We start from the raw sequence: 14,878 nt of genomic DNA, 5'->3' as shown, positions 1-14,878 counted from the left end.
TTGTCTTTCAAAACTGTAACTTTACACAAATTTCTAATGCAGATGTATTTAGTTTTCGATACCGAAACCACAGGTTTACCCAAAAATTTCAACGCACCGCTTTCCGATTCCGACAACTGGCCCAGAATGGTTCAGATTGCGTGGCAGTTACACGATGAAGATGGAAATCTTATAGAAAACCAGGACTATATCATAAAGCCAGAAGGTTATGATATTCCTTTCAACGCTGCCAGAATCCATGGAATCACGACAAAAATAGCCCAAGAAGAAGGCCGGGATCTGCAAGAAGTTTTGGAAGAATTTGCTCAGGTTCTGGAAAAAGTCACCGTAGTTTCCGGTCATAACGTAGAATTTGATTATAATATTGTTGGTGCCGAATTTCTTCGGAAAAACATCACCGATAATTTACAGCAAAAACCGAAAGCCGATACGATGATTTTGGGAACAGATTATTGTAAATTGGAAGGTGGACGTGGCGGAAGATATAAATCTCCAAAACTGGAAGAGCTCTACGAAAAACTATACGGTCACAAATTCGACGAAGCGCACAATGCCGCCGCCGACGTAAATGCAACTGCGCAAGTTTTTTTCGAGATGATGAGGATTGGTGTGATTCCTGCAGATGTCCTGAAAATCACTGATGACAAGTTAAAAGAATATCAGGCTGCCAATCCAAATCCTATAAAACCGTTCGGAATTGTCATCAGAAGACAGGTTGCCAGCTTCAACAATAAGAAAAAGCAAAATGACTTTGGCAGTGTGGACGAAATTGATCTGGGAAAATATTTCCATTTCGACAACCACAGTGTTTTCTCTACACTCACCGCCACTACCAATATCAATGACCTCATCAACAAAGCCAAACAGGATAATTTCCCTGCTGTAGGAATGGTAGATCTAGGCAATATGATGGGCGCATTCAAATTTGTATCTGCAGTAGAAAGCGCCAATTCCGAGATCAGTAAAAAACATAAAGATTATCTTGCTAAAAAGCAGGAAGCGGAGGAAAAAGGCGAGGTATTCAATGAGGAAGAACCCAATGCCAATCCGCTGATTCCAATTGTTGGTTGCGAATTTTATATTTCTGACCGCTACGAGCAGAAACAATTTACAAAAGATGATCCGGACAGAAGAACACAAGTTGTGCTTTTGGCGAAGGATTTTAACGGTTATAAAAATCTTGTAAAACTATCAAGTATTGGCTTCCAAAAAGGTTTTTATTTTGGCGTTCCAAGGATCAGCCGAGAACTGATTGCGCAATATAAAGAAGGTCTAATAGCCCTCACTTCTGGGATTTTTGGAGATATTCCCAGCACCATTCTAAACATTGGTGAACAGCGTGGTGAAGAATTGTTCCAGTGGTGGAAAAATACATTTGGAGACGATTTCTATGTTCAGATCCAGAATCATAAACTACCGGAAGAAGAGCATTTGAATGAAGTGTTACTGCAATTTGCAGATAAGTATAATGTAAAAATCCTTGCTCAAAACGAAACATTTTACACCAATAAAAGCGATGCTAACATTCAGGATATTTTGAGTTGCATCAAAGATGGCGAAAAACAATCAACTCCAATTGGAAAAGGCTTTGGAAAAAGAAAAGGCTTAACAACGGATGAATATTACATCAAAAATGCAGACGAGTTAAAAGAAACTTTCCTTGCTTATCCCGATGCATTCGAAGCTTATGAAGAGTTTTTTGCAAAATTCACTCCATACACTTTGAAACGTGATGTGTTGCTTCCGAAATTCGATATTCCTCAAGAATTCATCCATCCGGAAGATGATTTAGACGGTGGAAAGCGCGGCGAAATGGCGTATCTTACTTTCCTTACATATGAAGGTGCAAAAAAACGTTACACAGAAACAGGCATCACGCCAGAAATAAAAGAACGCCTTGATTTTGAGCTGGATGTAATTGCCAACACCGGTTATCCAGGCTACTTTTTGATTGTTCAGGATTTCTGTAATGAGGCCCGAAATATGGGCGTTTGGGTTGGTCCCGGCCGTGGATCTGCGGCGGGATCTGCAGTTGCTTATTGTATTGGAATTACCAATGTGGACCCGATTAAATACGATTTACTTTTCGAGAGATTCCTGAATCCGGAAAGGGTTTCGATGCCCGACATCGATATCGATTTTGATGATGAAGGACGAGATAAAATCATCAAATGGGTGGTGGACAAATATGGACAGGATCAAGTGGCGCAAATCATCACTTATTCTGTTTTAGGAGGCAAATCTGCTATAAAAGATGCAGGAAGAGTTTTGGATCTTTCTATTCCGGAAACCAATATGATTGCCAAATTAATCCCATCTACACCTGGGATGAATATCGCCAAAGCATTATCAAAATATGATAAACTGAAACCGGAAGAGCAACAACTGGTAGATGAAATGAAGGCCATCCTGAACAACGAAAACGATTCTAGATTTTCCGTTTTGGAAAGTGCCAAAAAAATGGAAGGCTGCATCCGTAATACAGGAATCCACGCTTGTGGTGTAATCATCACGCCAGAACCTGTTAGCAACCTTGTTCCGATTACCATTGCTGCGAAAGATGCCGATATTTTGGTTTCCCAATTCGACAACTCTGTTGCGGAAAGCGCAGGTCTGCTGAAAATGGACTTTCTAGGTCTGAGAACTTTAACGATTATTAAAGATGCCGTAAAACTGGTTAAAGAACGTCACGGTGTTGATATTGACCCGGATGCTATTCCGCTGGATGATGCTAAAACGTATCAGTTATTCAAAGAAGGGCGAACTATCGGGATTTTCCAATATGAAAGTCCGGGAATGCAAAAATATATGCGAGAGCTGAAACCAACTGTTTTTGCAGATCTTATTGCAATGAATGCGCTGTACAGACCTGGTCCAATTAAATACATTCCGAATTTCATCAACAGGAAACACGGAACAGAAGAAATCATTTATGATTTACCGGAAACGCAAGAATATCTGGAAGAAACTTATGGCATCACAGTGTATCAGGAGCAGGTAATGCTCTTGTCTCAGAAACTCGCCAACTTTACCAAAGGTGAGGCCGATACGCTGAGAAAAGCGATGGGTAAAAAGCAGATTGACGTCCTCAACAAAATGTATCCGAAGTTTATAGAAGGTGGACGAAAAAACAATCTGGACGAGGATAGATTAGAAAAAATCTGGAATGACTGGAAAGCCTTTGCGGAATATGCTTTTAACAAATCCCACTCTACTTGTTATGCGTGGATTGCCTACCAGACTGCCTACCTAAAAGCCAATTATCCGGCTGAATATATGGCAAGTGTGATGAGCAATAACATCAACAATACCGCTTCTATCACGATGTTTATGGAAGATTGTAAAGCGATAGGTGTAGATGTTTTGGGTCCCGATGTGAATGAGTCTCAATATAAATTCTCTGTAAATGACAAAGGTCAGATTCGTTTTGGTTTGGGCGCCATCAAAGGAATTGGCGAAGGTCCAAGTGAGGCTATCACCAAAGAGAGACAAAACGGAAGATTCAAAACGATTTATGAGTTTTTTGAGCGTGTTCCTTCTTCTCAAGTCAATAAAAGAGTGGCGGAAAGTTTGGTTATTGCTGGTGCATTTGATGAATTGGATTCTTATCACCGCGGACAATATTTTGATATTGACACAGCAGGAAGAACCAATCTGGAAAGACTACTGCGCTACGGGCAAAGTTTCCAGGAGAGTAAAAACGAAATGGAAAATTCGCTTTTTGCAGATTTTGCAGAAGAGGTAAAAATAGAACAGCCCAAGTTATTGCCTTGCGCAGAATGGCCTAATATGCACAAACTGAATAAGGAAAAAGAAATCATCGGGTTTTATCTCTCTGCTCATCCGCTAGACGAGTTCAAATATCAATTTCAATTTTTGCAAGGCGTACTTTCTAAAAAAGCCGTTTTGGAAGAGAAGAAAGAAGAAATTGTTTTGGAAGAAGTGGTTCCCATTTTAGAAAAAGATAGTTCTCCCGATGACGAAGTTCCTGACATTTTAGTTTCTGATGATCCTGGATTGGAAGACGAAATCATCGAAGAATCTACAAAAAAGGCAGAGCCAAAAGGAAACTTTAACTTCCTGAATTTGGAAGAAGTGGAGGCTTTCAAAGACTTGGCTTTCCCACCAAAAACAGCAGAATTGTTTGAGGAAAAGAAAAGCTGGAAAGACAAAATGAATGAGAAAGACAATACTAAAGAATATACTGTTGCGGGTCTAATTACTGAATATCGTGTGACAGATGGTTTCCGAAGTGGGGAAAAAGTAGCTTTTGTAATGTTAGAAGACTACACAGGTTCTTATTCTTTCCGATTGGGCGATAGAGATTATATGCGATTGAAAGATAAATTGGAAGTTCAACGATTCGTGATTATGAAAATCAAATATTCTCAAGGAAAAGACGGACGTGTATTTGTAAATGTGAATGAAGTTCTGGAGCTGAAAGAAGCATTCGAAAAATTTGCTAAAAGTTTATCCGTTGTAGTTCCGCTAAATTCATTACGGCAATCTGATATTGAGTTTTTCAAAGAAAACATCATACAAAATCAAGGCGAGCAAAAACTTAATTTCTTTATCAAAAATCCGGAAGACGAATCTGTTTTAGAAGTGGTTTCTATGCAGCATAAGATTAACATCAATGAAAATCTTTTGGAAGTGATTCATCAAATTAATAATTACGAGGTTTTTTTGAATTAACCAAATAAATAATCTATTCTAGCTTTACAAATCCAATTAAGTTTTAAATTTAGTTGGATTTTTTATTATAAATTAATTTAGCAATAAAATATCCTCAAATTAAAATAAAATATTAATTGAAAATTATTCAAAATTTTAATTGTTTAATTGAAAAGTACTTATTATATTTGGACGAATTTTAAAATTAAAATAATTATGAAGAAACTTTTACTTTCAAGCTTTATAGCTTTGGGAATCTTTGCCAATGCTCAGTTTGTACAAAATTTTGACGCAGGCATTACAATACCAGCTGGGTGGACTGTTATCAATGGCGGAGACGTCAATGGCTTTGTATTTGGAACAGTTCCTGGTGGCGGATCAGTAACAGCTGCACAATCCGGATCCAACGTTGCCAGAATTCAGTATGACGCTGCAGCGCATGATGACTATTTAGTAACACCAGCCATTACTGTTCAAGCTGGTGTAAATGACAGGTTATCATTTTATGTTGCAAGTTATAGCTCCACATTTACGGAAAATTATAACGTAATGCTATCAACTACCACTCCTACAGCAGCTGCGTTTACTACTACCCTAAAAGCTACTTCAAAAGCACCTGGTGCTTGGACAAAAGTCACTTTAGACCTCACGCCTTATGTGGGACAAACGGTTTATGTTGGTTTTCACGCTGTAGATACAGACCAGTGGTACTTAATGTTTGACAGTGTTGTTAACGACACTACACCAACTACTGTACCTTCTTGTACAACCGCAACAAGCCCAGCTAATGGAGCTACAGATGTTAACGTAAGAACTACTTTCACTTGGGCAGATGCTGCGGGAGCTTCTGGATACAAATTATATCTAGGAACAGCACCGGGAGCAACAGATGTTATTAATGGAGCAGTTGCAGCATCAGGAGCAACCCTTACAAACAATCCTCCATTACTAGCCAACACAACTTATTACTTAAAAATTGTTGCTACTAATGACATTGGCGACGCTACAGGATGTACTGAAACAAGCTTTACAACAGGAGCAAACCCGTACGCCCCTTATTGCGGTCCATTTACATCTAGTGTTCCAACCTCAATAGCTCCAATTACCTCTTTCACTTTGAATGGAGTAACTAATAGTTCAGACGCTACAGCTACTACGGTTGGATCATTTGCTACAAATCAAAGTTTCACAAGTACTGCAATTGAAGTGAAAAATAATATGACCACAATACCTTTTAGTGTAACAGGAATTGGAGTTGCAAATAATGGTTGGGGTGCTGCTGTATTTATCGACTGGAACGAGGATGGAGACTTCCTAGATGCAGGCGAATCCTATTTTAATACTACAGCCACCATTTTAAGAACAACGACTGTGACCAATGGAAAAGCAACTCTTTCTGGCAACCTAGCAATACCTACTGGAGCTAAATTAGGTCCAAAAAGACTGAGAGTTAAATACAATTATACTGGTGCTACTATTAACTCACCATTAACGACAGCTTGTACGGATTTAACTAATGGACAAGTTGAAGACTACACTATTAATTATAAATCATTCCTAGCGGTATCTGACCTTAATAAAGCTGATATTTCTGTATATCCTAATCCATTCAAAGACATCTTGAAAATATCTGATGTAAAAGGCGTTAAGTCAATTACTGTAAATGATATGTCTGGAAGAGCGGTTAAATCTCTGGAGCCAGCTGCAGAAATCAACTTATCTAATCTTAAAGAAGGATTATATATCGTAAACCTTAAGATGGAAGACGGAAGCGTGAAAACTTTCAAAGCGATTAAAAAATAATTTGAAACTTAATTAAATTATACAGCCACTTCTTGCACAGGAGTGGCTTTTTTGTTTCACTAATACTATTTAAATTTTGATGTTAATTTCCTTTTAATAATTTAAAAAAAACTTTATATTCGTATTAAATTTGATAAATTTATAATATTATGAAAAAAAATTCTACTTTCTTGCCTCTTGGCGAGCACATCCATCTCTTTTTACGCACAATCTATTTTTAATGAAAATTTTGAAGCTTTGACCCTAGGAAACCTTGGTACTGATATCACGGGAACTACTGCGGGCCAAGGCGGCTGGTACACTACAGCGGCAACTACTGCTGCCAATTCTGCTGTAACTAATTTTCAAGTAACCAATAACACTACTGTTCACGGCAAAGTCTTGTCTATTTTGGGATCTGCGAGTACTACAGGAACTAAGCAGATTAACCAGAACAACAAGCTAACGTCTGTCTGGGGAACCAGAACACCAGGAAACAACATTCTTCAGTATGAATTTGATGTGTACAGCGGCGCTGCGACCACTTCACAAAATACTGCACGGGTTTATTTATGGGATGGATCTTCTGCTAATCAATGTGTCATTGGATTTGCATTAAACATGGCAACCAAACAACATACACTTATAGCATATTCGGATCCTGCTAATATCAATGGAACAACTGGACAAACAGTAGGAAACTGGGGTTATACATATAATACAGCTTTAGCTGCGGACACCTGGTACAAAGTGGGAATTGCGTGGGATTCTGTATCTGGCGAAATATCTTATAAAATTATAAATGAAGCTACTAATGTTGTTGTTTTAGATGAGTTTTTCCAAGGTTCAGCAGCCGGAGCAACTCCAAATCTCGCAAACATTCAAGTATTAGCTGTGCCAAACACTACTGTAACAAGTAACACCGTAGCTGCAAATATTTTATTTGACAATATTAAGTTAAAAGCGACTAATACAGTAGATCTATTAGCGGTAAACGATATTACTAATAATAAATCAGTTTCAATTTCGGTATTTCCAAATCCAACTACAGATTATTTAAAATTTGATAATAACTATAAGGTAAGCGCAGTACAAGTCTACGATGCATCTGGGAAATCTGTGCCTACACAACTTTTAAATGATCAATTAGATGTAAGAAACCTTCAAAATGGAGTTTATCTTATTAAAATAACGACGGATAAAGGTACTGCTACACAAAAATTCATCAAAAAATAATCTTCTACAGATATAATTTTTAACCCGCTTCTAGAAGCGGGTTTTTGTTTTAAAAACAGATCTTTATAGCTTATAATTGTATTGCTGATTTTTGACCGATTTAAAATACAGTCATTTTTATATTACTAATCGTAATGGATATTAAATACATCTTCTGTAGGTAGCAATCAGCTTCTTTACAAAAAAAATCCTGTGAATTGCTCCACAGGATGTTGTACTATTATAAATTTGATGAGTATTTTACCAAATCTTAATTCTTTCTTCCGGCTTTTTATAAAGTTTATCGCCTTCCTTAAGATCAAATGCCTTATAAAAAGCATCTGTGTTAACCAACGGTCCAAAGCTTCTGAAGAAACCTGGAGAATGCGGATCTGTCTTCACCTGATTGCTCATATACTTGTCCGTAGATAACGTTCTCCAAACAGTTGCCCAGCTTAGGAAAAATCTCTGTTCAGGAGTATACCCGTCAATTTTGCCAGGATTTCCTTTATCTTTAAGATACATTTGCAAAGCATCAAAAGCGATATTAACACCACCAAGATCTGCAATATTTTCACCATTGGTAAACGTACCATTTACGTGAACATCTTTCACTGGCTCATATTTGTCATATTGAGAAGCTAAGCTCTTTGTTGCTTTTTCAAAATTGGTTTTATCTTCTGCAGTCCACCAGTCTGTAAGATTACCGTCACCATCGAATTGCGCACCACTGTCATCAAAACCGTGCGTCATTTCGTGACCAATTACACCACCGATTGCCCCGAAATTAACCGCAGCATCTGCATTTGGATTGAAGAAAGGAGGCTGAAGAATAGCAGCAGGGAATACGATCTCATTATTTACAGGATTATAATAAGCATTTACCGTTTGCGGAGACATTCCCCATTCGGATTTATCTACAGGTTTGCCAATTTTTTCTAATTCTTTATTATAACTCCAGCTTTCTACATTTTGAAGGTTAGAATACAATGTTCCTCCATCTTTCTCAGATTTAAGTTGTAATTTAGAATAATCTTTCCATTTGTCCGGGTAAGCAATTTTAACCGTGAACTTATTCAGCTTATCCATCGCTTTCTGCTTAGTTACTGATGACATCCAAGCAAGATTATTGATATGCATTGCAAAGCTTTTCTTCAGATAATCAACGTAAGTCATCATCTGAGCTTTAGCTTCCGGTGTAAAATACTTTTCTACATACACCTTTCCGAAAGCCTCACCTACGACACCATTTATCAATGATAATGCTCTTTTGTTGAGTGCTCTTTGTTCCTTTTGACCTTGTAGATATTTGCTGTAGAAATCAAACTTAATATCATCCATTTTCTGGTTAAGATAACTTGCGCTACCGGAAGTCAGATGGAATTTAAGATAATCCTTGATCAGCGGGATATTTTTTTCTGTAAGAAACGTGTCTAGATTTTTATAGTAATTCAGTTCTCCGATAATTACTTTATCCGTATTAACGCCAGCATCAGTAAGGTATTTTGCAAGATTTACATTTTTTACCAGCGTTTTCAGTTCTGGTAATGTTTTCGGATTGTACTGTAGGTTGGCATCACGGATCTGCTCATTAGTCAGCAATGTTTTCGCCATTTTCTTTTCAAAGTCTACTATTTGACTCGCTACAGCATCAGCATTTTTATATCCGATCTCTGTAAGAACCTTTGCTACATATTTTTTGTATTCCGCAATAGTTTCTGCATTCTTAGGAGATTCTTTCTGATAATAGTCTCTTCCAAGCCCTAAAGACGCATCGCCCAGATAAACAGCATTCATTTTAGAATTTTTGAGATCTCCGTCTACACCCCATCCGTAGAATGCATTCTCACCTCTTCTTGTGGCTTCAGTCAGATATTTCTGCAGGTCGGAAAGGTTTTTAATGGCATCAATTTTTGCAAGATCTGCTTTAATAGGGTTCAATCCGTCCGCATTACGCTTGTTCATGTCCATATAAGTTTCATACAGCGCTTGGATTTTTTGACCTTCCGATCCATTCTCAAATTTTTCTTTCAGGATGTTATCCAAAAGAAGAAGTGAGTTGTTATCGGTCGTTTCCCTAAGTTGATTGAATGAACCCCAGCTAGGTTTATCTGCAGGAATTTTAGCCGTTTTCATCCATGTGCCGTTCACATAGCTGTAGAAGTCATCTTGCGGACGCACAGATGTGTCCATGTAGTTGAGATCTAATGCAGCTTGTTTTGTTTGTGCCGATGTCATTCTGAAAAAAGAAGCAAGCATCAAAGCACTAAGAGAGATCTTTTTCATTTGTTAGATTCTGATATTTAAATTAATTGGTATAAAACCTTATTTAAAAGTTACAAATAGCTATAAAAATTTTACGAAATAAAAAAAATAATATTGTGATAGTGATCTATATTTATAATCTTCTAAAAATTAAACATTTACCTACTACGCAATACTTTTAACCATTCGTTTATCATATAATTATTCAGATCTTTAGGAATTTAGACTGTATAATTATATTTTTACTCAAAAATATTTTAAAGTTATAAAATGCATCATAATTTATTACTGATATTGGCTTTACTATTTTCCGTATTTATGATGGTAATGGCCGCCCAAAAAATGAAGATCGCTTATCCTATATTTTTGGTTTTAGCGGGATTGGTCATCAGCCTATTACCTGGTATACCGGATGTGGAACTGGATCCAGATCTTGTGTTTCTGATATTCCTGCCGCCCTTGCTCTATGAAGCCGCCTGGTACACATCCTGGAATGATTTCTGGAGGTGGAAACGTCCTATATCATTATTAGCATTTGGGTTAGTATTTGCCACATCTTTAATCGTTGCTTATCTATCACAAGCTCTGATTCCTGGATTTACATTAGCTTTAGGCTTTCTTTTGGGCGGAATCGTTTCTCCACCAGATGCTGTAGCGGCAACTACTGTTCTAAAAGGCTTACCTGTACCTAAAAGAATCTTAAGCATCTTAGAAGGCGAAAGTCTGGTGAATGACGCCTCATCGCTTATCGTTTTTCGTTTTGCATTGGCTGCAATCCTTACAGGAACTTTTTCTATACATCAGGCTGTGGGTCAGTTTTTTTTAGTCGCAGGAATGGGAATTGTAGTCGGATTGATTGGTGCCACAATTATGTATTTGATTCACCGGTTTTTGCCTACCACTTCAGCCATAGATGCTGCACTTACATTAATGACTCCTTATCTGTTATATCTTGGTGCAGAGCAATTTCATTTTTCGGGTGTAATGGCTGTGGTTACGGGCGGACTTTTCATATCCTACAGATCTCACGAGATTTTCAAAAACGGAAATACACGGTTGAATATGCTCGGCGTATAGACCACAGTTATTTTTGTGATGAATGCGATGGTTTTCGTACTAATTGGACTATCCCTTCCCTCTATTATCAATGGCTTGGAAGAGTCCTCCTTAATTCAAGGTATAAAATACGGTGTTATCATCAGTCTCGTGATCATCCTGATAAGATTTCTGTGGGTATATCCAACGACCTTTATCCCAAGATGGCTTTTCAAATCTGTTCGAAAAGAGCAGTCACCCGGCTGGAAAGTTCCTTTAGTTATTGGCTGGACAGGGATGAGAGGAGTTGTGTCTCTCGCCACCGCACTATCGATTCCCTTTGCTTTGGATAATGGCTCGCCTTTCCCACATAGAAATCTTATCCTGCTCATCACTTTTATTGTCATATTCATAACACTGGTGATACAGGGCCTTACATTGCCTCTTCTGGTGAAAAAGCTAAAAATTCCAGCTATAGATTATGTCTTACCTCAAGAACAACAGGAAGCTCAGATTAAAATAAGCCTAAACCGTCTGGCTCTCAATCATATAAATACTAATTACTATGAGATGATTGAAAGGAGTAATCTTTTAAAAAATTACTATTCTCAAATCCTGACCGAAACGGAGAATACTGAAAATCAGCTTGATATTTTTGAATGTAACACTTGTACAAGTCAAGAAATGGAAAGATTTGAAACTATTTTGAAAGAAATCTATCAGAAGCAAAGACTTGCTATATTCCAAATGAGGCGCGAAAAATATTATGATGATAAAGAAATCAGAAAAGCAGAACTCCAATTGGATCTCAACGATCTAAAAATTAACCCGAATTTCCACTAAAAAAACTCTTCCATTTTTGGAAGTGTTTTTGTTTATAAATATGATGTCTAGTCCTACTAATGCAATCATCTTCCGTAGATATCTATCGAAATTATGAACAGCTTTTTTTTAGCCATAGTTCATTTTGACTAATCACAAATTATCTTAACAATAATTAAATCAAAAGCTTATGTCATCTCAATGATATTAAGATTAAAAAAAATTTAACATAAATAGTTGTTGGTACAACTATTGTTTGATTAACTTTGTTCAATAATAAATTTTATATGAAAGCTGAAAAAATATTAACTGAACAAGATCGATACAATCTGCTTACCGGCAATGTACCTCTACTGTTCAACCGTTTTTTGGGTCAGCAATTCAAATTGAATAATATTAACCTGACCCTGGAACAATGGTCGGTGCTAGTACCTTTATGGAAACAACAGGGATGTTCACAGCAGGCAATAGCAGATTTTACCCACAGGGATAAACCCAGCATAACTAGACTTATTGATCAATTGGAAAAAGAAGGTTACGTAGAAAGAAGGTCCCACCCTACTGACAGAAGGCAAAATCTAATATATTTAACAAATAAAGGAAAGGAGATAGAGGAAAAAGTAATGTATATTGTGAACAATGTCACCGAAAGAGCAACCAGAGGACTTTCAGAAAATCAAATTATGGAGATAAAAAACTTCTTTCAGCATATTCAAAACAACATTCAAAACGAAATGGTATGAAAAAAATAAACTTAGCCATTACATTGATCCTATTCGGCACTATCACCAATGCACAGATTCTTATAAGTAAGGATTTGGATTATGCTATCGGAAAGGCATTGCAAAAAAACACTGAAATAAGGAATCAAGATCTTGAATTACAAAAATTAGAATTAGAACGCAAAAGCATATTGGCCAAATATATCCCGAAGGTCGAGGCTTCAGGTTTATACTCTTACATCAGCAGTGATGCAAAATTAGATCTAGCAACCCAGAATTTACCCATCACAGGATATCCTATTTTTGGGGGATCTTCCGATTTCAGCACAAATGCGAATATCCTTTATGGAGGTCTTACCGCAAAAGCTGTACTGTTCAGTGGCGGACAAATCCTAAATGGAGCCAAAGCTCTCAAAGAAAAAAATACAGGAACAGCTTTTATGATGGAAAATCAGAAAGATGAGGTGATAAAAGATATCATAGGGAGCTTTGACCGTCTCAAACTTCTGGAAACCGCCGAAACACTGATCGATAACAGCGAAAAGAGATTGAATAAGGAAAAAGAAAGAGTAGAAAAGGCGATATCCGAAGGGTTGGCAATTCCTTATGACCGCGATAAAATCAAACTCTCCACTCTGGAATTGGCTTCCAAACGTGCAGATGTTCAAAATAAAAGAAAACTTCTGATACTCAAGATAAAACAGTCCACCAATCTTTCAGAAGAAGAAATTCTTAAAACCAATCATCAGTTGGAGCCCATCATTATTTTGGACAGCCTGAGCACAGCCGAACGAAATGAGGTAAAAGCACTGGAATATTTCAAAAAAGCTTCCGAATATGCCGTTAAAAAAGAAAAAGGAAGCCTTCTTCCCACAGTTGGGGCTTTTGCGGGATATAGCTATGCATCATTATATAATGCCAATACAAAAGTGCCGATTGAACAATTAAATACGACCGCCAATTTGAAACTAAATGAATTGACACTACATCCTAACTGGATGTTGGGCGTGGCCGTGAAATGGGAACTCTTCAGCGGATTTGAACGTAAACATAAAATAGACGAAGCCAAAATAGGACTCGCCCAGGTTGAAAATAAACTGGCAGACACCAAAGAAAAAGTAGACCTGGAATTGGAAAAAAACAAGGTAGAATACAATACCACGTTACATACGGTAGATATTGCGATCCAAAGGGAAAAAATAGCACAAAATAATAATGAGATAGCATCAAAACAATACAGATTAGGGCTTATTAACGTCACTGAACGCCTGGGGGCGGAAAACGATATATACAAAGAATCCTTAAACAAAGTAGAAACCGTGATTGAACAGCGTAATGCTGCTATTGAAGTTTACCGTGCATCGGGAAAATTATCAAACTTTATTAAAATCCAAAACTAAGCAAAATGAAAAAAATTATTTACATACTAAGCATTGCAGGCATTTTAGCTTCTTGTGAGAATAAACCGAAAGTATCACAAACCATCCAGGGAAAGACCGAGCGGGAAGAGATTGCAGTAGTAGGCAAAATAGCAGGCAGGATAGATAAAATTCTGATCAGCGAGGGAGCTCTTGTAAAAAAGGGAGATACATTGGCGATATTGGAAATCCCGGAAGTAGACGCAAAAAAATCACAGGCACAAGGTGCGGTAAAATCTGCTCAGGCACAATATGAGATGAGTGTACATGGTGCTACTGCCAATCAGTTGGCACAGCTCTATGCCAAGAAATCCGCTTTGGTAGAGCAATATGAGTTTGCAAAAAAATCCCTGGCAAGAATGAACGCAATGGTAAAGGATTCATTGGTTCCGCAACAGCAATATGATGAAGTATTCGCAAAGTATCAGGGAGCCAAATCACAAATGATAGCCGTAGATGCAGAAATTGCCGATGTTAAAAACGGGGTCCGCATAGAACAGCAAACAATGGCGTTGGGACAAAAAGACCTTGCTCAAGGAGCTTTGGAAGAAGTACAGGTTGCCGAGAAAGAAAGGTATATCATTGCACCACAGGATATGAAAATAGAATCGATCACATTGAAGCTGGGGGAACTGGCACTACCAGGATATACGCTTTTCAAAGGTTCTCTTAATAATTCCATTTATTTCCGCTTTACTATTCCTGAAAGCCAATTGGCAAATTATGCACAAGGAAAAGAAATCAATGTGCATATACCTTACAAGAATCGGGATATCAAAGGGAAAATCAGAAATATAAAACAAATAGGTGCCTATGCTAATATTGCTACAGCATATCCTGATTATGAAGTGCAGGACGCTTTGTATGAAATATTGATAGACCCTATTAACATCCAACAAGCAAACGATATCCTAAGCAAAACAACAGTAACGCTAAAACCTTAAT

The 14,878-nt window shown here is 37.5% G+C and carries 7 protein-coding genes and 1 pseudogene; 7 read left to right on the top strand and 1 reads right to left on the bottom strand.

Translation table 11 applies throughout. The annotated features are described in order from the left end of the window. The first annotated feature begins 42 nt into the window (after positions 1–42). The 3 genes from dnaE to EGH73_RS07490 all read left to right on the top strand — a co-directional run bounded on the left by dnaE (position 43) and on the right by EGH73_RS07490 (position 7,692). A complete protein-coding gene (dnaE, locus tag EGH73_RS07500; protein WP_123281372.1) occupies positions 43–4,695 on the top strand; it encodes a DNA polymerase III subunit alpha in 4,653 nt (1,550 codons plus the stop codon). A 195-nt stretch (positions 4,696–4,890) separates the two neighbouring features. Beyond that, positions 4,891–6,477, top strand: coding sequence for a T9SS-dependent choice-of-anchor J family protein (locus EGH73_RS07495; protein ID WP_123281325.1), 1,587 nt, complete (start codon positions 4,891–4,893; stop codon positions 6,475–6,477). A gap of 237 nt (positions 6,478–6,714) precedes the next feature. Continuing rightward, positions 6,715–7,692 (top strand): T9SS type A sorting domain-containing protein, encoded by a 978-nt coding sequence (locus tag EGH73_RS07490; RefSeq protein ID WP_148041688.1) that lies wholly within the window; start codon positions 6,715–6,717, stop codon positions 7,690–7,692. A gap of 240 nt (positions 7,693–7,932) precedes the next feature. On the opposite strand, the gene EGH73_RS07485 is transcribed toward EGH73_RS07490, so the two are convergent. Next, positions 7,933–9,957 (bottom strand): M13 family metallopeptidase, encoded by a 2,025-nt coding sequence (locus tag EGH73_RS07485; protein WP_123281323.1) that lies wholly within the window; start codon positions 9,955–9,957, stop codon positions 7,933–7,935. A gap of 249 nt (positions 9,958–10,206) precedes the next feature. On the opposite strand from EGH73_RS07485, the pseudogene EGH73_RS07480 reads away from it, so the two are divergent. The 4 genes and pseudogenes from EGH73_RS07480 to EGH73_RS07465 all read left to right on the top strand — a co-directional run bounded on the left by EGH73_RS07480 (position 10,207) and on the right by EGH73_RS07465 (position 14,877). Further along, positions 10,207–11,814, top strand: a pseudogene (locus EGH73_RS07480) (Na+/H+ antiporter). A 266-nt stretch (positions 11,815–12,080) separates the two neighbouring features. Then, entirely contained in the window at positions 12,081–12,536 is a 456-nt protein-coding gene (locus EGH73_RS07475) for a MarR family winged helix-turn-helix transcriptional regulator (protein WP_123281322.1), read from the top strand. Next, complete coding sequence (locus EGH73_RS07470) at positions 12,533–13,915, top strand: TolC family protein (protein ID WP_123281321.1); 1,383 nt, start codon at positions 12,533–12,535, stop codon at positions 13,913–13,915. The genes EGH73_RS07475 and EGH73_RS07470 overlap by 4 nt, the downstream gene beginning before the upstream one ends. A gap of 5 nt (positions 13,916–13,920) precedes the next feature. Beyond that, positions 13,921–14,877 carry an HlyD family secretion protein gene (locus EGH73_RS07465; RefSeq protein ID WP_089768741.1) on the top strand — a complete coding sequence of 319 codons (957 nt, stop codon included), beginning with the start codon at positions 13,921–13,923 and terminating at the stop codon, positions 14,875–14,877. Position 14,878 lies beyond the last annotated feature (1 nt).

The sequence above is a fragment of the Epilithonimonas hominis genome, from assembly GCF_003730015.1.
Taxonomy (GTDB): Bacteria; Bacteroidota; Bacteroidia; order Flavobacteriales; family Weeksellaceae; genus Epilithonimonas; species Epilithonimonas hominis.
The sequence above is the reverse complement of the archived record's forward strand: the minus strand, read 5'-3'. Positions and strand labels throughout refer to the sequence as shown.